Origin of the sequence: Lysobacter sp. BMK333-48F3 (assembly GCF_019733395.1) — a bacterium.
GTDB lineage: Bacteria > Pseudomonadota > Gammaproteobacteria > Xanthomonadales > Xanthomonadaceae > Lysobacter.
This window is the reverse complement of record NZ_JAIHOO010000001.1, coordinates 4,695,757-4,717,462: the sequence shown is the minus strand read 5'-3', so window position 1 is coordinate 4,717,462 and position 21,706 is coordinate 4,695,757. Positions and strand designations below refer to the sequence as shown.

Genomic DNA, 21,706 nt, shown 5'->3' with positions numbered 1-21,706 from the left:
CGCGCGATGACCGCAGCGCGCACGACCCTTACGCTCGCCGACGCCGACGCTACCGACGCGCTCGGCGCCGCGCTCGCGCGCACCCGGCCGCAAGCCGAGGGCGCGGTGTTGCGCGTGCACCTGCACGGCGATCTCGGCGCGGGCAAATCGACCCTGGCGCGCGCGCTGTTGCGCGCGCTCGGCGTGCGCGGCGCGATCCGCAGTCCGACCTACACCCTGGTCGAGCGTTATCCCTTGGCCGGCGGGCGCGAAGCCTGGCATCTGGATCTGTATCGGATCGGCGACGCCGGCGAGCTGGAGTTCCTCGGCCTGGACGGCGGCGAGGCCGAGCTGTGGCTGGTCGAATGGCCGGAGCGCGGCCGCGGCTGGCTGCCGCCGGCCGACCTGCGCATCGACCTGGCCGTGGCCGACGGCGGCGCCGGGCGCCGCGCCGAATTGGCGGCCGATTCGGCGGGCGGAGCGGCCTGGCTGGCCGACCTGGCGGCGGACACCGGTCCCCAGGGGCTTGCGGCCGACTCCTGAACGATTCCCTAGGAAGTGCCCCCAGGTACCGGATTTGCAAGGAAAAAATACTTGCAATTGTGATTTCCCGGTGCTTGACTTATGCCCATGCGAGTCAAAGGGGCCACCGTCCAGAAGTTCCTGCTCGGTCTAGCGCTGCTGGCGGCGCTGGCCTGGAATCTCGCACATGCGAGCGAAATCAAGGGCTTGGAGCTGCGTAATGGCGCCACCGGCACTCGTGCCGAGATCGCTCTCGACGGCGCCGGCCAGTACAAGGTGCTCAGCCTGAAGGGTCCCGACCGGTTGGTGGTCGACCTGCCGGCCTCGCGCCTGGGCAAAAACTTCAAGCTTCCTGCCGCTGCCGGCATCGTCAAGGCGGTGCGCACCGGCGAGCCGCAGCCCGGCACCGCACGCATCGTGTTCGACCTCGCCCAGCCGGTGGCGACGCTGAAGCCGCGCATCGAGCAGGGCGCCGGCGGTTCGCGCCTGGTGCTGGAATGGCCGGGCGACGGCAACGAAACCGCCGCTGCCGCGCCGAAGCAGGCCGCCGCGCCCGCGCCGGCGCTGCCCAAGCCCACGGCGCCGCCGCCGGTTGCGGCCGCTCCCGCCCAGACCGTGGCGTCCGCGCCTGCGTCCGCGGCCGGCGAGCCCGACCCCGCGCTGGCCTCGAATGCGGCCACCAGCAAGCTGATTTCCGAACTCGCCGCGCGCGGTGCCGCGGCGCCGGGCGCGCCTGCGCAGAATCCCGCCAACCCGCCGGCCGCTGCTGCGGCGGCGTTGCCGGCGGCGAATCCGGCCGGCGCAACGCCCAACCTCGCGGCCGCGCCGCCGCCGCCGACGCCCGCCCAACGCGCCGCCACCCAGGCGGTGTTCGAGCAGGCCGCACAGGCGCCGGTGCCGGGCGCGGTTGCGACCGGGGTACCGACCCGCATCGCCACCGGCGTTCCGACCCGCGTCGCCACCGGCGTGCCCGCGCCGATGCCGTCGGCCGCGACCGTCGCGCCGCCGGCGAATCTGCCCCCGGCCGAGGCCGTGCCGCCGCCCGGCGCGGTCAAGACGCTCAAGGACGTGATGCGCGGCCGCGGCATGCGTCCGCTGATCATCGCCATCGATCCCGGCCACGGCGGCCAGGATCCCGGCGCGATCGGCCTGGCCGGCAAGCGCGAAAAGGACGTGACCTTGGCGATCGGCCGCGAACTGGCGCGCCAGATCAACGCCACGCCGGGGCTGAAGGCCTACATGACCCGCGACACCGACGTGTTCATTCCGCTGCCGCGCCGGGCCCAGCTGGCGCGCCACGCCAAGGCGGACATGTTCATCTCGATCCACGCCGATGCCGCCGAGAACCGCTCGGCGAACGGCTCCTCGGTCTATGTGCTGTCGCTGAAAGGCGCGTCCTCGCAGCGCGCGCGCTGGCTGGCGGACAAGGAAAACGCCTCCGACCTGATCGGCGGCTCGCGCCTGCCGCAATCCGACAACACCCTGACCTCGGTGCTGCTCGACCTGACCCAGAGCGGTCACATGAAGGCCTCCGAAGACGCCGCCGGGCACGTGCTCGACGGCCTGCGCCAGATCGGCCGCAACCACAAGCCGAACATCGAGCGCGCCAACTTCGCCGTGCTGCGCACCTCGGACATGCCGGCGATGCTGGTCGAGACCAACTTCATTTCCAACCCGGAAGAAGAGCGCCGCCTGACCGACCCGGCGCACCAGCGCGCGCTGGCGCGAGCGGTGCTGGAAGGGGTCAATACCTATTTCACCCGCCAGCCGCCGCCGGGCACGATGTACGCCGCGCGCGCGGAAGCGCAGCAGGGCGGGTTCGGCGGGGGCGGCAGCCCCTGAGCTGGGCGACATCGACGGTACTCGCGCGGCCCCGAGCGATCGGGGCCGCGGTCGTTTTGGGCGCTGGGGTGGCGAGGGCAAGAGCGGTGGGGGGCGAGGCTGGGCAAAGCAAAGCAAGGCAAAGCAAAGCAAAGGCAAATCCCCCCTGGCCCCCCTTTTTCAAAGGGGGGGAATCGGTTCAAGGGGCGGTTCAAGGGGCGCGGTTCAGGGGGATCCGGTTCAAGTTGGGCAGTGCTGAGGGAGAGCCGGTGCTGAGGGGCGGCGCTGAGGGATGCGGTGCATAGGGCCCAGACAGCGGCGCATAGGGCGCAGACGGAGCTGTTGCCCCCTTTGGCAAAGGGGGCGGCGGCCGCGCAGCGGACGCGGGGGATTTGCTTTTGCCGTTGCTGTTGCTTCGCCCGCGATACCCGCAGTCCGGCCCGGTCCGGCGCCTGCGGCGCAAGCTGCGGATCGCGAAGCCGCGCCGGCAGCGGCTATCATCGTTTCCCATTCCCCCGCCGGTGCCCGCGCACCGAACGCCGCCCGTGAGCATCCGCCAACTGCCCGACACCCTGATCAACCAGATCGCCGCCGGCGAAGTGGTCGAACGGCCCGCGTCCGTGGTCAAGGAACTGGTCGAGAACGCGCTCGACGCCGGCGCGCGCCGGGTCGACATCGACCTGGAAGAGGGCGGGGTACGGCTGATCCGGATCCGCGACGACGGCGCCGGGATCGCCGCCGACGAACTGCCGCTGGCGGTGTCGCGCCACGCCACCAGCAAGATCGCGTCGCTCGACGACCTGGAAGGCGTGACCACCCTGGGCTTCCGCGGCGAGGCCTTGCCCTCGATCGCCTCGGTCAGCCGCTTCGCCTTGTCCTCGCGCCGGATCGGCGAGGACCGCGGCGCGGTGCTGGAGATCGACGGCGGCCGGGTCGGCGAGGTCGCGCCCAAGCCGCATCCGCAAGGCACCACGGTCGAAGTGCGCGACCTGTTCTTCAACGTGCCGGCGCGGCGCAAGTTCCTCAAGGCCGAGCGCACCGAGCTGGGCCACATCGAAGAATGGCTGCGCCAGTTGGCCCTGGCCCGGCCCGACGTCGAACTGCGCGTGTCGCACAACGGCAAGCCGACCCGGCGCTGGAAAGGCGAGGGCGACCTGGTCGAGGTCGGGCTGTCGGACCTGCGCATCGGCGAGGCGCTGGGCGAGGAATTCGCCCGCAACGCCCTGCGCGTCGACCACAGCGGCGCCGGCCTGCGCCTGCACGGCTGGATCGCCCAGCCGTCCTACAACCGCGCCAGCGCCGACCAGCAGTATTTCTACGTCAACGGCCGCGCGGTGCGCGACCGCAGCGTGGCCCATGCGGTCAAGCAGGCCTATGCCGACGTGCTGTTCCACGGCCGCCAGCCGGCCTACGTGCTGTTCCTGGAACTGGACCCGCGCCGGGTCGACGTCAACGTGCATCCGGCCAAGCACGAGGTGCGCTTCCGCGACGCGCGCCTGATCCACGATTTCGTCTACCGCACGCTCAACGACGCGCTGGCCGAGACCCGCGCCGGCACCCTGCCGTCGGCGCAGGTGCCGGGCGCCGACGGTTTCGCCGCGCCCGATGGCGGCGCCTCCGCCGCGGCGACTGCGGCCAATGCCTACCAATGGCGTTCGACCGCGCCGCTGGGCCTGCAGCAGGTCGCCGAAACCCGCGCCGGCTATGCCGCGCTGTACGGCGGCGGTGGCTTGGGCGGCTCGGGCTACGGCGGCGGTTCGCTCGCCGGCAGCGGCAGCGCCTATGCGTCGCCGGCGCCCGGCCTGCCGATCGGCGCGCCGGCCTTGCCGAGCAGCGACGACGCCAGTCTGCCGCCGCTGGGTTATGCGATCGCCCAGTTGCACGGCATCTACGTGCTGGCCGAAAGCGCCGAAGGCCTGATCGTGGTCGACATGCACGCCGCGCACGAGCGGATCGGCTACGAGAAACTCAAGAGCGCGCACGACGGCGAAGGCCTGCGCACCCAGCCGCTGCTGGTGCCGGCGACGCTGGCGGTGTCCGAGCGCGAGGCCGAGGTCGCCGAGCGCGAAGAAGCGACCCTGGTCCAACTGGGCTTCGAAGTCACCCGCAGCGGTCCGCAGTCGCTGACCCTGCGCGCGGTGCCGGCCTTGCTCGCCCACGGCGACGTCGAGGCGCTGCTGCGCGACGTGCTGGCCGACCTGCGCGAGCACGGCGAATCGCGCCGGGTCGCGGCGGCGCGCGACGAACTGCTCTCGACCATGGCCTGCCACGGCGCGGTGCGGGCCAACCGCCGTCTCACTTTGCCGGAAATGAACGCCTTGCTGCGCGAGATGGAGGCGACCGAACGCTCCGGCCAATGCAATCATGGCCGCCCGACCTGGGCGCGCTTCAGCCTGCCCGAAATCGACCGCTGGTTCCTGCGAGGGCGTTGATGATGTTGTTTGCGCGCAAGCCGTTGTCCGCTTCGTCCCGGCCCGCCGTGCTGGCGCTGCTGCTGTTGCCGGCGCTGGCCGCCTGCGACTCGACCGAGCGACAGGCCGCGCGCCAGCGCGAGGCCGAGCGCGTCGCCGCGGCCAATCAGGCCTTCGACCGCGACCAGCAACTGTGGCGCGAGCAACGCAAGAGCGAACTGCTCAAGCCCGACGGCTGGGCCAGCCTGATCGGCCTGCACCCGATCGAGCCGGGCTCGCATTACCTGGGCAGCGATCCCGACAACGGCATCCGCCTGAGCGCGGGGCCGGCGCATTTCGGCCTGCTCTCGCTCGCCAACGGCCGTCTGCGCTTCATTCCCGAACGCGGCGCGCCGCTGACCTTCAACGACCAGCCGATCAAGGGCGCGGTGACCCTGCTCGCCGACGATTACCCGGCCGGGCCGACCCGGATCGGTTTCGACGAGGGCCAGGGCGGCTTGACCGTGATCAAGCGCGGCGAGCGCTATTTCCTGCGCGTGCGCCACTCGCAGGCGCCGACCCTGACCGGCTTCAAGGGCATCGACTACTGGCCGGCGCAGCAGGACTGGAAACTCAGCGCCAAGTTCGTCGCCCATCCGGCCGGCAAGACCTTGGAGATCGCCAACATCATCGGCACGATCGAGCCGACCCCGAACCCGGGCGCGATCGAGTTCCAGCGCGACGGCCGCAGCTACCGCATCGAAGCCCTGGACCAGGGCGGCGAGCAGTTGCTGCTGGTGTTCGCCGACCGCACCAGCGGCCACACCAGCTACAGCGCCGGGCGCTTCCTGGAAGTGGCCCGGCCCAATCTGCAGGGCGGGGTAGTGGTCGATTTCAACAAGGCCTACAACCCGCCGTGCGCGTTCACCGCGTACGCGACCTGCCCGTTGCCGCCGCAGGAAAACCGGCTCGATCTGGAGATCGCCGCCGGCGAGAAGACCTACAAGCCGGCGGCGCCGGCCCACGCCTCCTAACGCCTCTCCGGACTCTGCGCATGCGGTTGTTGAAGCTGTTCCTCGCCCCTCTGACCGCCGCGGTGCTGCTGAGCGCGCCGCTGACCTCGGCCACCACCGTCGCCGCCCAGGCCGCCGCGGCCGCGCCGAAGGCGCCGCCGGTGCCGCTGCTGTGGAAGGTCTCCGACGCCGACAACGCGGTCTACCTGCTGGGCTCGTTCCACCTGCTGCGTCCGGACGATTACCCGCTCGCGGCCGACGTCGACCAGGCTTTCGCCGATTCGGCCAAGCTGGTGTTCGAAGTGCCGCCGGAGCAGATGTTCGACCCGAGCGTGGCGCAGCGCTTCATGGCCCGCGCGCGCTTCGACGACGGCCGCAGCCTGAGCCAGGTGCTGCCGGCCGACCTGCGCGAGAAGCTCAACCGGGTGCTGGCCAAGAACGGCGCCTCGCTGGCCCAGCTCGATCCGCTGGAGCCGTGGTTCGTCAATCTGTCGCTGGTGCTGGGCGTGTCGCAGTCGCTGGGCTTCAGCCCGCAGCTGGGCCTGGACCAGTACCTGATGCGCCAGGCCGCTGCGGCCGAGAAACCGACCGCCGGCCTGGAAAGCATGGACGCGCAGCTGCAGGCGATGGACTCCGGGCCGTTGCCGGAGCAGATCAAGGCGCTGCGCGAGTTCGTCGACCAGCCCGAAGAGGTGCCGGGCATGCTCGAAGAGATGCACACCGCCTGGCGCGGCGCCGACCTGGCGACGCTGGACGCGAAGGCGCGGGTGGAGATGCGCGACAAGACCCCGGAGACCTACCGGATCGTCAACGTCGAGCGCAATCAGGCCTGGCTGCCGCAGCTGCAGAAAATGCTCGACGAGTCGCGCCAGGGCAACACCCTGGTGGTGGTCGGTTCCCTGCACCTGCTCGGCGACGACGGCCTGATCGAGTTGCTGCGCGGCAAGGGTTACAAGATCGAGCGCGTCTGCGGCGCCTGCGCCGCCGGCACGGCGGATTTGCCGGCGCCGGTTGCGGCGCCGGAGCCGGCTGCGGGCGAGAAGCCGGCCGGCGGCAAGGCCAAGGGACGCGCAGAAAACTCAAGGCCTTCGTAGCCGATCGAAGCTCGAACCTTTCGCCTGTAGGAGCGGCGCAAGCCGCGACCAAGAGACGCGCAGAGAACTCAGGGCCTTCGTAGCCGATCGAAGCCCGAACCCTTCGCCTGTAGGAGCGGCGTGAGCCGCGACCGCGCTGCCTCGGCCTCGCGCCGTTTGACGCTCGAAGGCCTCTAAAGCTTCAAAGTCCAAAGCTAAAAAGCTCAAAGCTCAAAGCAAAGCTTCCGTCCGCAAGCGGCCGGGTCACTTTCTTTGTCCAAGGCGACAAAGAAAGTAACCAAAGAAAACGCCATTCCTGTTTCGAATCAAAAGCCACTATCGGACGGTGTTTTCGCGGGGCTGCTCCGCACAGGCCATCCCTGGCCTGGCTGCGCACGGCCCGCATCCATGCGGGCCGCCCTCCGGGGCTTCAGGGCGTTCTCGCGAGTTCGAAGCGGCGCCAAGCTCTTTACGGCAACGGCAACGGCAACGTGCCGCTTCTACAGAGCAGGCACCATCACGATGCAATCCACCGGGCAGGCCGGTACGCATAGCTCGCAGCCGGTGCATAGCGGCTCGATCACCGTGTGCATGTGCTTGGACGCGCCGACGATGGCGTCCACCGGGCAGGCCTGGATGCATTTGGTGCAGCCGATGCAGTCGGCTTCGACCACCAGCGCCACGATCGGCGGTTTGTGCTCGCCGCGGCTGCGGTCGTAGGGCTGCGCGGGCACGCCGAGCAGGCGCGCCAGCGCGCGCGCGCCGGCGTCGCCGCCGGGCGGGCAATGATCGACGCCGGCCTCGCCGCGCGCCATCGCCTCGGCATACGGCCGGCAACCGGCGTAACCGCATTGCCCGCATTGGGTCTGCGGCAGCAGCCGGTCCAGCCGTTCGGCCAGCTCAGGGGTTCGCGATTCGTGATTAGAGATGGGCATGAGCTTGTCCAGCGCAGCGTCTCAACGCGCTTTTACGAATCCCCAATCCCGAATCCCCAATCCCGGCTCAACGCACCGGCATGCCCGGCAGCGCGCCGCCGTCGGCGTCGAGCAGGAACAGATCGCCGCCGTCGAAGCCGGCCGAGAGGATCATGCCCTCGCTGAGGCCGAAGCGCATCTTGCGCGGGGCGAGGTTGGCGATGAACACCACGCTGCGGCCGACCAGCTTGTCCGGCTCGGCGTAGGAGCCGCGGATGCCGGAGAAGATCTGGCGCTGGCCGAGGTCGCCGGCGTCGAGCTGGAAGCGCAGCAGCTTGTCGGAGCCTTCGACGAACTCGCAGGCCAGCACCTTGCCCACGCGCAGGTCGAGCTTGGCGAAGTCGTCGATGGCGATGGTCGCGCCGGCCTCGCTCTTGGCGGCGGGGGCCGGCGCGGCGGCGGCCTGCGGCGCCGGCTTCGCGGCGGCGGGCTCGGCCTTGGCGGCGGGGGCGAGGGATTCCTTGCTGGCTTCGATCATGGTGTCAATCAACTTGGTATCGATACGGACGAACAGCGGCGCGTAGGCGCCGATGGTGTGGGCGAGCAGCGGCGCGTCGAGGTCCTGCCAGCGCGCCACCGGCGCGGCCAGGAAGGCTTCGGTCTGCGCGGCCACCCGCGGCAGCGCCGGCTTGAGCGCGCCGGCGAGCACCCGGAACAGGTTCAGGCCTTGGGTGCACACCGCCTGCAACTGCGCCTCCATGCCGTCCTGCTTGGCCAGCACCCAGGGCTTGTGCTCGTCGATGTATTTGTTGGCCTCGTCGGCCAGGGCCATGGTCAGGCGCAGCGCGGTCGCGGCCTCGTTGCGCTCGTAGGCCTGGGCGATCGGCCCCAACTGGGCGACGAAGCGCTGGTACATGGCCGGGTCGGGCAGGGCGTCGGCCAGGCGGCCGTCGAAGCGCTTTTCGATGAAGCCGGCGCAGCGGCTGGCGAGGTTGACGAACTTGCCGACCACGTCGGAGTTCACCCGGGCGACGAAGTCGGCCAGGTTGAGGTCGATGTCCTCCACCCCGCCGCTGGTCTTGGTGGCGAAGTAGTAGCGCAGCGCTTCCGGATCCAGGCCGACGTCGAGGTAGGTGCGGGCCTGGATGAAGGTGCCGCGCGACTTCGACATCTTCTCGCTGTTGACCATCAGATAGCCGTTGACGTGCAGCCGGGTCGGCGAGCGGAAGCCGGCGCCGTGCAGCACCGCCGGCCAGAACAGGCCGTGGAAGGTGACGATGTCCTTGCCGATGAAATGGTGCAGCTCGACGCCGCTGTCGCGCGCCAGGTAGGACCAGAAATCCAGGCCTTCGCGTTCGCACAGGGCCTGGAAGCTGCTCAGGTAGCCGATCGGCGCGTCCAGCCAGACGTACAGGAACTTGCCCGGGTGGCCGGGGATCTCGAAGCCGAAGTAGGGCGAGTCGCGGGAGATGTCCCAGGCGCGCAGGCCGCCTTCCGCGTCCAGCCACTCCGACAGCTTGGCCTTGATCCCGGGCGTGGCGACGTCGCCGGCCAGCCACTCGCGCAGGAAGGCCTCGAAGTGGCCGACCTCGAAGAAGAAGTGCTCGGACTCGCGCAGTTCCGGGGTCGCGCCGCTGACCACCGAGCGCGGTTCCTTGAGCTCGGTCGGGGCATAGGTGGCGCCGCAGTTCTCGCAGTTGTCGCCGTACTGGTCCGCGGTGCCGCAGTTCGGGCAGATGCCCTTGACGTAGCGGTCGGGCAGGAACATGCCCTTGACCGGGTCGTACAACTGCTCGACCGAACGCCGGGAGATGTGGCCGTTGTTGTCCAGCCGCGCGTAGAAGCCTTCGGTCAGGCTGCGGTTGCGCGCCGAATGGGTCGAGTCGTAGTGATCGAAGTGCACGCCGAAATCGCGGAAATCGCGCTCGTGGCGGACCTGGATCTGGGCGATGTAGGCCTCCGGCGTCTGTCCGGCCTTCTCGGCGCCGAGCATGATCGGGGTGCCGTGGGTGTCGTCGGCGCAGACGTAATGCACCGTGTTCCCGCTCATCCGCTGCGCGCGCACCCAGATGTCGGCCTGCATGTACCCGACCAGGTGGCCGAGGTGCAGGTCGCCGTTGGCGTAGGGCAGGGCGTTGGAGACGAGGATTTCGCGGGACATGGGCGAGGTGGGCGTGGACGGTCGTGAATTATGGCATGGGCCCGGGGACGGCCCCGGGAGCGGGCGGCGCAGCGAGACCTTCGATCGTCGCTGACAGGCGAAACGCGTCACCGAGACCTGTGTGCAGGAACAAACCCGGCCAAGGCCGGAACATTCTCGAATGGAAACCCGGCCAAGGCCGGGTTTCGCCCCAAAAAGAAACCCGGCCGAGGCCGGGCTTCCGTAGACGACGGGCCGGCCGGGATTACTCGTGGCGCATCCAGGTCTGGGTGCGGCCGAGCAGCGAGAAGCCCATGAAGCCGCGCACGTCCAGCTTCTTGCCGCCGTCGGTCGGGGTCACCTTGACCGAATAGACCTTGCCGGTGGCCGGGTCGAGGATCTGGCCGCCTTCCCAGGTGCCGCCCTTCTTGCGGATGCCCCACAGGATCACCATGCCCTTGACCGGCTTGTTCTTGCGATCGCCGGAGCACTTGTCGCAGACCGGGTTGGGACCGCGGTCGGACTGCAGGACTTCGGCCACGCGGCCGGCCAGGCTGCCGTCCTTGGCCTCGTAGATTTCGACCACCGACTTGGGCTTCTGGGTCTTGTCGTCGATCGTGGTCCATTGCCCCAGCGGGGTCTGGGCGAAAGCCGCGGCGGGCAGGGCGAGCAACAGCAGGGCGAGCAGTTTGGTACGCATGAGTCCCCTCCCAGGGATGGAGCGTGGAAACGGTTCGGCCGTACGGTGGGGCGACGGTTGCGACCTTTATACCGCATCCGTCGGCGTACGGAAGGCGATGGCGGGCGTCGTTCAGCTCGCCGTCGCAGGCAGAAAAAAGCCCGGCCGGAGCCGGGCGCGAAACGGCTGCGGGCCCGGCGCGCGGCCGGGCCCGCAAAGGGCGGATCAGTGGAATTGGTACTCGAACTGGGCCGAGATTTCGCGGCCGATCGGGCTGTACGACGAGTAGAAGTACGGATAGCTGTCGTAGCCGTCGTCGTTGGGGTGGAACTTGTTGAACACGTTGTTGACGAACACCGTGACCTTGGCCTTGTCGGTGATCCGCTTGCCGAGGTTGACGTTCCACAGGAAGTACGGGGCGATGCGGCCGGTTTCCTGCCAGTTCGGCAGGCTGCCGTAGCGGGTCATGAACACGGTCGCGTTCCAGTCGTTCTTCTGCCAGTTCACCGAACCGCGCACGCGGCTGCGGAAGTCGAAGTTGCCCGGATCGTCGCGCCAGTCGCGCTCGACCGGATCGGTCGCCAGCAGCTGGCGCTCGTGCTTGAGGGTGTGGGTCCAGCCCAGCTCCCAGCGGTAGTCGCCCCAGCGCTGCGTGCTGAAGCGCCAGTTCAGGGCCGCGTCCAGGCCGGCGACATGGCGCAGGGACTGGTTGACCGGGCCGCTGCGCACGCCGGTGACGCGATCGGTGGGTTCGCCCGGCGCGGTGCTGCGGGTCACGCGGCTGACGATCTCCTGGCAGAACGCCGAGTCGGCGGCGAACTGGAACGGCTGGCGGGTGCGGGTCAGGCCGGTGCGGCAGCCGCCCTCGTTGTCGAGGATGTAGGTGCTGCTGAGGGTGGTGACCGCATCGTCGAGCTTGATGTCGTAGTAGTCGACCGACATCGACAGGCCGTCGGTGATGTCCCACACCAGGCCCGCGCCCCAGGACTCGCCGGTTTCCTCGGTCAGCGTCGGCTCGCCCTTGCTGGTGGCGAACACCGAGTAGTTGTACACGGTGCCGGTGCAGGAGGACGCGGCCAGGTTGGCGTTGAGGCAGCGATAGGTGTCGAGCACGGTGCTGAAGCTGCCGCTGCCTTCGTTGAACACGAAGTGCATGTCCGGCGCCTTGAAGCTGGTCGAGTAGTTGCCGCGCAGCAGCAGGCTCTCGATCGGGCGCCATTCCAGGCCGTAGCCCCAGGTCTTGGCGTCGTCGACGGCGGTGACGTCGTCGTACTTGTCGAAGCGGCCGGCCAGGCTGGCCTTCAGCGACGGCAGGATCGGAATGCTGAACTCCAGGCCGGCGGCGTAGCGGTCGCGGTCGCCGCCGCCGTTGGTGCCGGTCAGGCCGTAGGTCTCGACCACGGTCGGCAGGATGCTGCGCGGCGAGTTGAGCTCGTAGCCCTGCTGGGTGAAGTCGACCACCGCGGCGAAGCCCAGCGGGCCGGCCGGCAGTTCGAACAGGTCGCCCGACAAAGTGGCGCTGCCCTGGGTGACCCAGGACTCGGCTTCGTACTTCAGCGTGGTCGACATCGCCCGGTACTGCGCCGGGGTCAGCGGGGTGTAGAGGCGGTCGAGGTTGATCCGGTAGCGCGGGGTGCCGGTGGTGTTCAGGCGCGGGCCGAAGAACCAGTCGGTCACCGCCGAGCCGTCCAGGCGCGGACGGGTGCGGTCGGCGCGGTACTCGGCGCGGCCCAGGGTCACGTCCCAGTCGAAGCGGTCGGCGAGGGTGCCGCGCAGGCCGACCGCGACATCGAGCGACTTCTCGGTGAAGCGCTGGTACATCGCGTCGAAGCCGCCGTACTCCTGCGGGGTCAGCAGGCGCTGCATGTTGAGGTTGGTGTTGAAGCCGGTGTCGAACCAGGTGGTGACGCGGCCGGTGCCGTCGATGTGCGGGCCGCTGATCGCCTCGGTGCCGCCGGAGAGCTTGGACTTGGAGTGATAGCCCTGCAGGCTGGTCCAGGCCTGGAGGCCGTTGCCGAAGGTGTAGGTGCCGTACAGATAGCCCGACCAGTCGCTGTTGCCGTTGGCGATGGTCTGGTAACCGACGTCGCCCCAGGAGCCGCAGACCGGGCCGAGGTTGGTCACCGCACGGGTGCCGGCGACCACGGTGCGGTAGTTGTAGCGCACGAACTCGCCGTCGAAACGATCGCAGACGCCGGCCGGCGGGGCGATGTAGGAGTTGGCGGCATTGCCCGGGCGGTTCAGCCGGATCGCCGCGGTGGGCTGGTTGTTGCCCAGTTCCGGGGTCGGGCGCGGGTTGTCGTCGGTGGAATCCATGAAGTCGCGCTGGAACGCGAACACCGGCTCGTCGGCGAAATACTCCAGGGCGTAGGTGACGCTCCAGTTGTCGCCGGAGCGGCCGCCGACCCACTGCACGTTGCCGAAGTCGCCGCCGCCGGTGGTCGAGGTGCCGCCGCGCACGGTCAGCTTGTCGCCGTCGAAATTGGTCTTCAGCACCACGTTGACCACGCCGGCGACGGCGTCGGAGCCGTAGATCGCCGAAGCGCCGCCGGACAGGATTTCGATCCGGTCCACCGCGGCCGAGGGAATGTTGCCGAAGTTCTGGAAGTTGCTCTGGCCGTTGTACGGGAACGGATAGTCCGCGGCGCGGCGGCCGTTGATCAGCAGCAGGGTGCGGCCCGGGCCGAGGCCGCGCAGGTTGACCGGGCTGCCGTTGGGCGTGAAGCCGCCGGCCGAGTTGAGTTCGTTCTGTACCGTGCCGCCGTTCTGGGTCAGCGTGGACAGCGCATCGAACACGGTGACGAAGCCTTCGCGCTGGATCTGCGCCGAGCTGATCACGGTGACCGGCGACGGCCCTTCGATCTGGGTGCGCTTGATGCGCGAACCGGTGACGACGACGCCGGCGACGTCGGTGGGCTTGTCGGAACCGCCGGCGCTGGCCGCGGCCGGTTCCTGGGCGAACGCGGCGCCGGCGGCGCCGAAGAGCATCGCGGACGCAACCGCCCGCGACAGCCTGCTGCGACGCAGGCCGTGGTGATTGGACGACATCTGGTGAATCCCCCGAAGCGAAGCGAAAGTTGAACAGACTTGTGTGCCGACCTTGGCAGTTCCCCGTTCCTTCGCTGTCAAAATTAACACGCAATTAACCAATGTGTCATCAGAACGCAATTCTGCGGTGGATAAGCGTTTTCCATGACTACAAGCGCTTGATTTATTAGAGATTTCTGGGATTAAGGCGGCGACGTTCGGTGCCGGTCGGCTGCGCGGCCGGGGCGCGACCCCCGCGTTCGGGCGCTCTATCCGCGGTTTCGTCGCGATGAATGCCTACTTTTGGTTGCAGGTTCGGCTGGGCGATCCGGTCGTCAGCGGCGGCGCGGAGGGGCGCGTAAGGATTTGTCCTGGGCCCCATGCAGGAGCGGCGCCCCACAGGGATTTCCTTCGGTCACAAGCCGCGACCACGGGACGCGCAGAAGATCCAAGGCCGACGCCATCGATCGAAGCTCAAAGCCATCGCCTGCAGGAGCGGCGCAAGCCGCGACCGCCATCTCGCCCGTTCGCTGCGTCTTTGTCCTGGGCCCCCTGTAGGAGCGGCGCCCCACAGGGATTTCCTTTGGTCACAAGCCGCGACCGCCATCTCGCCCGTTTGCTGCGTCTTTGTCCTGGGCCCCATGTAGGAGCGGCGCCCCACAGGGATTTCCTTCGGTCACAAGCCGCGACCACCATCTCGCCCGTTCGCCGCGTCTTTGTCCTGCGCCCCATGTAGGAGCGGCGTGAGCCGCGACCGCGATCTCGCCCGTTCGCTGCGTCTTTGTCCTGGGCCTCATGTAGGAGCGGCGCAAGCCGCGACCGCGCTACTGCGGTCTCGCGGCGTTTGTCGTTCGAAGGCTTCGGAAGCTCCAAAGGCCAAAGCTTCCGTCCGCAAGCGGCCGGGTCACTTTCTTTGTCCAAGGCGACAAAGAAAGTAACCAAAGAAAACGCCATGGCTGTTTCGAATCAAGAGCCACTATGGGACGAGGTCTGCGCGGGGCTGCTCCGCACAGGCCATCCCTGGCCTGGCTGCGCACGGCCCGCATCCCTGCGGGCCGCCCTTCGGGGCTTCAGGTCTTCTCGCGAGTTCGTGGCGACGCCAAGCTCTTTACGGCAACGGCAACGGCAACGGCAACGGCAACGGCAACGGCAACGGCAACAACAACAACAACAACGGCAAGCACGCCGGCGATCGGGGTTGCTTGGCTGCCTCGGGGTAGCGGCGGTGCGAGCGGCGATCGCGTTGGTCGCTGCCGGTCGTGGAGGGCGGGCAAAGAAAAAGCCCGGCGCGAGGCCGGGCTTTTCTTGTTGCGGTTCTAAGGCCTTGCGGCGATCAGAACTTGTAGGTCGCGCCCACGTACACGTAGCGGCCGATGTTGTCGTAGTTCGAGTTGATCGCGCTGTCGCCGAAGTAGTTCAGCGGCGGATCCTTGTCGAACACGTTGTCGGCGCCGAGGTACAGGTCCAAACCGGTGTTGGGCAGCTTATAGCCGACCTGCAGGTTGTGGTAGGTGTACGAACCGTTGCGGATCGGCGAGACCTGGCCCGGGTTGCTCTGGTAGCTCCACGGCTCGACGCGCAGGTTGCCGTCGATGTAGCGCATATCCCAGCTCGCGCGCCACTGGCCCAGCTTGTAGCTGGCGTTGAGCGAGGCGCGCCAGCGCGGATCGCTGACGTAGTTCAGGTATTCGCGGTACTCGTTCGGGAACGCCTGGAACGCCCACTCGCGCGAGGAGATCAGGCGCGTGCCGACGAAGCGCAGCGAGGTCTGGCCGCCGAACAGCTCGAAGCGGTAGTCGGCTTCGATGTCCACGCCGGTGCGGCGCGAACGGGCCAGGTTCTCGTTGAGCGCGGTCCAGTTGTAGATCGAACCGGCCGGGAAGGTGCGGCCCTGCGGATCGACGTAGCCGCCCGCCGGAGCGCGCAGGATCGCCGAGCAGAAGTCGTTGCCGACGCCGCCAGGGGAGTCCACGCAACGGGTCGCCAGGGTTTCGGCGGTGACCGCGCCGATCGCGTCCTTCAGGTTGACCCGCCAGTAGTCCACCGACAGACCGAAGCCTTCGATGAATTCCGGCTGCCAGACGAAGCCGTAGGAGAACGAACGCGCCTCTTCGACGTTCAGGGCCGGGTTGCCGCCGCTGACGCCCGGGCGGTTGCCGCCGTAGGTGTCGACGAAGTTGCCCGGCAGGCCCAACGCGGCGCAGTTCTGCGCGCGCAGCGCCGGGTTGGCGGCGGTGTTGACCGAGTTGGTGCGGCCCGGGCGGGTGTCGCAGGGGTCGTTGATGGTGGCGAAGTTCTGGGTCTGCGGGTTGAACAGCTCGCCGATGTTCGGCGCGCGCACCGCCTGGGCCAGGCTGGCGCGGACGCGGAACGAGTCGTTGATCGCCCAATCCAGGCCGACGTTCCAGGTCTTGGTCTCGCCGACCGTGCTGTAGTCGGAGTAACGACCGGCTAGGTCCATGCTCAGGCGCTGCACGCCCGGCAGGTCCGCCAGCAGCGGGATGGTGGTTTCGGCGAAGACTTCCTTGACGCTGTACTCGCCCTTGCGGTTCGGGATCGCGTTGAGGAAGGTCAGGCCCTGGGCCGCCAGCGGATCGGTGTTCTCCTCGCTGGTTTCCTTGCGCCATTCCACGCCGGCCGCGAAGCCGACGCCGCCGGCGGGCAGCTCGAACAGCGCGCTGTTGGCGACCGAGGCGCTGAACACCTTCTGGGTCAGCTTGGTGCGGTTGACCGCATCGTAGTTGAACCAGTCGGCCGCCTGCGGGTTGACCGCGCCGTTGCCGAAGATGCTGAACGGCACGCAACCCTGACGCGACAGGTCGAGGTAGCGCACGCCGGTGTTCGGGTTGATCGCGTTCGGGTCGAGCGAGGTGCGGCAGACCAGGTTGCCGGAGCCGTCGCGCACCACGTCCATGCCGGCCTGCCAGCGGTCGTTGATGCGGTTGTTGAGGTTGAGGCGGTCGATCTCGGTCTTGCCGTAGTTGGCCGAGACTTCGTACGACCAGTTCTCGCTCAGGTAGCCTTCCAGGCCGACCACGTAGCGCTGGGTTTCGCGTTCGACGTTCTCGCCGCGGCGGCCCGCGTCGACGTTGAAGCGCGAGACCTGCAGCATGCGGTTGCGGTCGGTCAGGCTGTTGAGGCCGTTGGCGTCCATCAGCGCGGCCAGCTGCGGCGACAGGTAGGCGTTGTCGCGGCGGATGCGCAGCGGCTGGTCGAAGCTCGGCTGGGCCAGGAACTCGGACTCGGTCTTGGTGTACTTGCCTTCGAAGAAGAACTTGTGGTTCTCGCTGATATCGAAGTTCAGCATCGTGTTGACGCTGTAGCGGTCGAAGCCCGGCTGCAGGTCGGCGACGCTGTTGAGGTCGACGAAGTCGCAGTTGACGCAGGTGTTGGCGCCGTCGCGCGGACCGTCGTAACGGGTGCGGCGGAAGCTGCCGTCTTCGTTAAACTGGTAGCGCACGCCGCCGGCGTTGAAGGTGCCGCCGTAGGAGATGCTGGAGTTGCCGCCCGGGCCCATGAACACGCGCTGCGGGTTGCTCTGGCTGGACGGCAGGCCCGGGTTGTAGTTCGGGTTCGGCATGCTGAGCAGGAACTCGCGGCCGATCGCGCGATCGTTGCGGCCGAAGTTGTCCTGCTTGCTGTACTCGGCCGAGTACACGATGCTGCCGCGGCCTTCGGCGAAGGTGTTGCCGCCGGTGAGGCTGACGAACGAGCGGCTGAAGTCGCCTTCGCTGGCGTCGCCGGTCTGGGCGCGCACTTCGTAGCCGTCGAAGGACTTCTTCATGATGAAGTTGACCACGCCGGCGACGGCGTCGGCGCCGTACACGGCCGAGGCGCCGCCGGTGATGACTTCGACGCGCTCGATCAGTTCGACCGGGATGGTGTTGACGTCGACCGCGGTCGAGCCGGACAGACCGCCGACGTGGCGGCGGCCGTTGACCAGCACCAGGGTACGGGCGGTGCCCATGCCGCGCAGGTCGAGCAGGCCCAGGCCGGCGGTGCCGATCGAACGGGTCGAGTTGCCGAGGGTGTAGGTCGCCGACAGCTGCGGCAGAGTGGTCATGAGATCGGCGATGGTGACCGCGCCGGTGGAGCGGATCTCTTCCGAGCTGATGCCGACCACCGGGGACGGGGTGACGAAGCCGATGCGCTTGATGCGCGAGCCGGTCACGGTGACCGCGTCGATGTCGGTCGGCGCGGCCGAGCCTTCGGCGGCCGGAGCCGGATCGGCGGCGTAACCCGCGCCGCTGACGGAGATCAGCATCGCGCTGACCAGTGCTGCCGTCAGCCTGCTGCGTTGCAGGCCGAGCGTGTTGCGAACTGCCATTGTGTTTCCCCCAAAACGTAAAGAACGAAGTACGACTTCCGGTGGCCGTCCTGGCAATTAACAATCCTTTGACAAACCTGAAATTAACACGGCCGAAACATTTGCCGTTTTGCGTTCAGCGCCCCTTGGCTTTGCCGAAGACCAACGCTCAACTGGTTGATCGTGCTGGATTATCTAGCTGAATAGGGGGCGAGGGCGTGCCGCTTCGGGGCAAAGTTCCTGAAAAATGAATGCGATAGCGGTCACGCCGATTTCGCCGACCCGGTCGTCGCCCCTGCAATTTGCGATAGCGCTCGGCCCGGCCTGACCGGCCCCCGCGGCCGGCTCGCCGGGGCGGTCGCGGCGCGGGACGCTGCCCCGGCCCAGGCCTTACCATGTGCGCGGCCGCCCAGCGGCCGGTCCCATCACAGAGCCCCCATGCACAAGCACACCCCACGCCCGGCTGGACGGCCGGTATGAGCGAGACCCTGCAGGCCGCGATCGCGGCGCTTCCCATCCCCGACACCGACCTGCGCCTGGGCGACAGCGAGGCGCGGATCCGCGCCGGCGCCGCCGACGGCCGGGTCGCGGTGGCCATTTCCGCCGGTTTTCCCCTGGCCGGCCTGCGCGCCGAGCTGGAACGTTCGATCGGCGAACTGCTGGCGGCGCAGTCGCTGAGCCTGGCCAGCCTGGAATTGAACTCGCGCATCGTCGCCCACGCGGTGCAGCCGAACCTGGCGCCGCTGCCGAACGTGCGCAATCTGATCGCGGTCGGTTCGGGCAAGGGCGGGGTCGGCAAATCGACCACCGCGGTCAACCTGGCCCTGGCCCTGGCCGCCGACGGCGCCCGGGTCGGCGTGCTCGACGCCGACATCTACGGCCCCAGCGTGCCGACCATGCTCGGCGCGCACGGCAAGCCCGACAGCCCGGACGGCAAGCACATCGAGCCCTTGCGCGCGCACGGCGTGGAGGCGATGTCGATCGGCCCGCTGGTCGAGCAGGACACGCCGATGATCTGGCGCGGCCCGATGGCGACTTCGGCCCTGACCACCTTGCTCAACGACACCCAGTGGAGCGAGCTGGACTATCTGATCGTCGATCTGCCGCCCGGCACCGGCGACATCCAGTTGACCCTGTCGCAGAAGATTCCGGTCGCCGGCGCGGTGATCGTGACCACGCCGCAGGAGGTCGCCACCCTGGACGCGCGCAAGGCGCTGCGGATGTTCGAGAAGGTCCAGGTGCCGGTGCTGGGTCTGATCGAGAACATGGCCGTGCACGTGTGCAGCCACTGCGGCCACGCCGAACACCTGTTCGGCGAAGGCGGCGGCGCGCGCATGGCCGAGCAGTACGGGGTGCCGCTGCTGGGCAGCCTGCCGCTGGAACTGGCGATCCGCGAGCAGGGCGACGCCGGCGTGCCGCTGGTCGCGGCCCAGCCCGACTCGGCGGCGGCGCGCGCTTATCGCGGCGCGGCGCGGCGGCTGGCGGTGGCGCTGGCGCGGCGCCCGCGCACTACGCCGTCGATCTCGGCCTCGCTGCTGGGCTGAGCCCGGCGCCGCCGCTTTAACCCCTACAATCGGCAGCCAGGCTGCCCTTACTGGAACACCGCATGAGCATCAAGTCCGACCGTTGGATCCGTCGCATGTCCGAGCAGCACGGCATGATCGAGCCGTTCGAGCCCGGCCAGGTCAAGCATGCCGCCGACGGCCAGCGCATCGTCAGCTACGGCACGTCCAGCTACGGCTACGACGTGCGCTGCTCGCGCGAGTTCAAGGTATTCACCAACATCAACTCGACCATCGTCGACCCCAAGCACTTCGATCCGGGCAGCTTCGTCGACATCGAGAACGACGTCTGCATCATCCCGCCGAACTCGTTCGCCCTGGCGCGCACGGTCGAGTACTTCCGCATTCCGCGCGACGTGCTGGTGGTCTGCCTGGGCAAGAGCACCTATGCGCGCTGCGGCATCATCGTCAACGTGACCCCGCTGGAGCCGGAGTGGGAAGGCCACGTGACCCTGGAATTCAGCAACACCACGCCGCTGCCGGCGCGGATCTACGCCAACGAGGGCGTGGCGCAGATGCTGTTCTTCCAGTCCGACGAAATCTGCGAGACCTCCTACAAGGACCGCGGCGGCAAGTACCAGGGCCAGACCGGCGTGACCCTGCCGCGCACCTGAGCCGCCCCAGCCCCGCCGCCCCGCCACGGCCCGGAGCCCGCTCCGGGCCGTTTGCGTTTGCCGGGTCCGCCCACCACGACTGAGCCGACCCCGTGGTGGCCCCCGGCAATTTCTCCCCGCTCGATCGATTCCCCCCTTTGAAATGTTCCCCCCTTTGAAAAAGGGGGGGCTAGGGGGGATTTGCTTCGGCTTTGGCTTCGACGAGCCCAGCAAAGGATCGGCTCGAACGCGCGATCACGTGCGCACCGCAAGCGCATTCGCGCCGCCGGTCGCGGACCGGCGGCAATCGCCGCGGCACGATGTGTCGTAAGTCACGTTGCCCTGTTATCGTGCCGCCTGGATTTTCGTGGCGTCGCGGCAGGGGGCCGACGAACGCCCATTACCTGCAAGGAGAGAAGAATGGACCCTCAGAACCCTTACCAGAGCCCGCAGTCGTCGCTCGAACCGGCGTACGGCGAAGAGGAGCTGGCCGGACGCGGCATCCGCCTGGTCTCGGCGATCATCGACGGCGTGATCATGCTGGTGTTGCTGCTGCCGCTGATGTTCGTCGGCGGCTATTTCGAACAAGCCCTGACCGCGGCCCAGGCCGGCCAGCAGACCTTCGGCCTGCAGTTCCTGTGGGGGCTGATCGGCGTGATCCTGTTCTTCGTGATCCAGGCCTATCCGCTCAACCAGAGCGGCCAGACCTGGGGCAAGAAGGTCATGAAGATCAAGATCGTCGACATGGACGGGCTGCAGCCGAGCCTGGTCGAGCTGCTGGGCAAGCGTTACCTGTTCTCGCAGGGCATCGGCCTGATTCCCTGCCTGGGCGCGATCGTCCAGCTGGTCGACGTGCTGATGATCTTCCGCGACGACCGTCGCTGCCTGCACGACCAGATCGCCGGCACCAAGGTCGTGGTCGCGCGCTGATTCCGCCCGCACCGCGTCGCCTTCCGACGCGCCGATGCCCCAGGCATCGGCGCGTTTTTCGTTTTTGGCGCCGCCGCGGCTGCCTGTAGGAGCGGCGTGAGCCGCGACTGCGCGGTTTCGGTCTTGCGACATCTGTCGTTCGGAGGCTTCTAAAGCAAAGCTTCCGCCCGCAAGCGGGCGGGTAACTTTCTTTTGGCGCCCCAAAAGAAAGTCACCAAAGAAAAACGCATTTGCGCGAAGCTCCCCTGCGAGTTCAATGCTTACGCCGGGATTTTTCGATAAGACATCCCTGTCTTATCGAAAAACGGCGCACATCCTGTGCGCCGCCCTTCGGGTCTGCGATTGTTCTCGCGAGCAGCGGTGCTGCGCCAAGCTCTTAACAGCAACAGGTACAGCGCGGCCGGGTAAAGGGGCGGGCGCCCCCAGTTGCCGCTCATGCCCCGTAGCGCTTACGGCTTCTGATAGGTGACGAAAAAGCCCTGCAGGTCGCCGTTTTCGATATAGGGCTCGACGCTGACCACGTCGTAGCCGCGGGTGGTGAAGGCCTGGTGGGCGCGGCTCAGCGCGTTGGCGGCGCCCTGGTTGCGGAAGCCCCAGCTGGCGTCGACCCACAGGGTCACCGCGCGCAGGTTCTTGCTGACCGCTTCCTGCGCGACCTGGTCGGGGTTCTTGTCGAACAGGCCGGCCTGGGCCGGGGCGAGCGTGGACAGGGCGAGAACGAAAGCGAGCAGCAGGCGGGGCATGGGCGTCTCCGGGG

Annotated in this window: 14 protein-coding genes; 8 read left to right on the top strand and 6 right to left on the bottom strand. The window is 68.4% G+C overall.

Going from position 1 to position 21,706, the window contains the following annotated elements:
• Positions 1-6 precede the first annotated feature (6 nt).
• The 5 genes from tsaE to K4L06_RS20285 all read left to right on the top strand — a co-directional run bounded on the left by tsaE (position 7) and on the right by K4L06_RS20285 (position 6,819).
• Entirely contained in the window at positions 7-522 is a 516-nt protein-coding gene (tsaE, locus tag K4L06_RS20305) for a tRNA (adenosine(37)-N6)-threonylcarbamoyltransferase complex ATPase subunit type 1 TsaE (protein ID WP_221673109.1), read from the top strand.
• Between the two features lie 87 nt (positions 523-609).
• A complete protein-coding gene (locus K4L06_RS20300; RefSeq protein WP_221673108.1) occupies positions 610-2,343 on the top strand; it encodes an N-acetylmuramoyl-L-alanine amidase in 1,734 nt (577 codons plus the stop codon).
• 524 nt (positions 2,344-2,867) lie between these two features.
• Positions 2,868-4,754: a DNA mismatch repair endonuclease MutL gene (mutL, locus tag K4L06_RS20295; protein WP_221673107.1), complete on the top strand. Its 1,887-nt coding sequence runs from the start codon at positions 2,868-2,870 to the stop codon at positions 4,752-4,754.
• Positions 4,754-5,746: a DUF1684 domain-containing protein gene (locus K4L06_RS20290; protein WP_255595363.1), complete on the top strand. Its 993-nt coding sequence runs from the start codon at positions 4,754-4,756 to the stop codon at positions 5,744-5,746. The genes mutL and K4L06_RS20290 overlap by 1 nt, the downstream gene beginning before the upstream one ends.
• A 20-nt stretch (positions 5,747-5,766) precedes the next feature.
• Positions 5,767-6,819, top strand: a complete 1,053-nt coding sequence (locus tag K4L06_RS20285; protein WP_221673106.1) for a TraB/GumN family protein — start codon at positions 5,767-5,769, stop codon at positions 6,817-6,819.
• A 479-nt stretch (positions 6,820-7,298) separates the two neighbouring features.
• Here K4L06_RS20285 and rnfB read toward each other — a convergent pair whose 3' ends face one another.
• From rnfB to K4L06_RS20260, 5 genes are all read right to left on the bottom strand, one after another.
• Complete coding sequence (rnfB, locus tag K4L06_RS20280) at positions 7,299-7,733, bottom strand: Rnf electron transport complex subunit RnfB (RefSeq protein WP_221673105.1); 435 nt, start codon at positions 7,731-7,733, stop codon at positions 7,299-7,301.
• A gap of 67 nt (positions 7,734-7,800) precedes the next feature.
• Positions 7,801-9,873 carry a methionine--tRNA ligase gene (metG, locus tag K4L06_RS20275; RefSeq protein WP_221673104.1) on the bottom strand — a complete coding sequence of 691 codons (2,073 nt, stop codon included), beginning with the start codon at positions 9,871-9,873 and terminating at the stop codon, positions 7,801-7,803.
• Between the two features lie 244 nt (positions 9,874-10,117).
• Positions 10,118-10,552 carry a DUF2147 domain-containing protein gene (locus K4L06_RS20270; RefSeq protein ID WP_221673103.1) on the bottom strand — a complete coding sequence of 145 codons (435 nt, stop codon included), beginning with the start codon at positions 10,550-10,552 and terminating at the stop codon, positions 10,118-10,120.
• Between the two features lie 204 nt (positions 10,553-10,756).
• Positions 10,757-13,519: a TonB-dependent receptor gene (locus tag K4L06_RS20265; RefSeq protein ID WP_255595362.1), complete on the bottom strand. Its 2,763-nt coding sequence runs from the start codon at positions 13,517-13,519 to the stop codon at positions 10,757-10,759.
• Between the two features lie 1,372 nt (positions 13,520-14,891).
• Positions 14,892-17,885: a TonB-dependent receptor gene (locus tag K4L06_RS20260; protein WP_221673101.1), complete on the bottom strand. Its 2,994-nt coding sequence runs from the start codon at positions 17,883-17,885 to the stop codon at positions 14,892-14,894.
• Positions 17,886-18,340: 455 nt separating this feature from the next.
• Here K4L06_RS20260 and apbC point away from each other — a divergent pair, with 455 nt between their 5' ends.
• From apbC to K4L06_RS20245, 3 genes are all read left to right on the top strand, one after another.
• Positions 18,341-19,408 (top strand): iron-sulfur cluster carrier protein ApbC, encoded by a 1,068-nt coding sequence (apbC, locus tag K4L06_RS20255; protein WP_221673100.1) that lies wholly within the window; start codon positions 18,341-18,343, stop codon positions 19,406-19,408.
• A 62-nt stretch (positions 19,409-19,470) separates the two neighbouring features.
• On the top strand, positions 19,471-20,040 hold the full coding sequence (gene dcd / locus K4L06_RS20250) for a dCTP deaminase (RefSeq protein ID WP_221673099.1): 570 nt from the start codon (positions 19,471-19,473) through the stop codon (positions 20,038-20,040).
• A 399-nt stretch (positions 20,041-20,439) separates the two neighbouring features.
• Entirely contained in the window at positions 20,440-20,949 is a 510-nt protein-coding gene (locus tag K4L06_RS20245; protein WP_221673098.1) for an RDD family protein, read from the top strand.
• 449 nt (positions 20,950-21,398) lie between these two features.
• On the opposite strand, the gene K4L06_RS20240 is transcribed toward K4L06_RS20245, so the two are convergent.
• Positions 21,399-21,692, bottom strand: coding sequence for a hypothetical protein (locus K4L06_RS20240; RefSeq protein ID WP_221673097.1), 294 nt, complete (start codon positions 21,690-21,692; stop codon positions 21,399-21,401).
• Positions 21,693-21,706 lie beyond the last annotated feature (14 nt).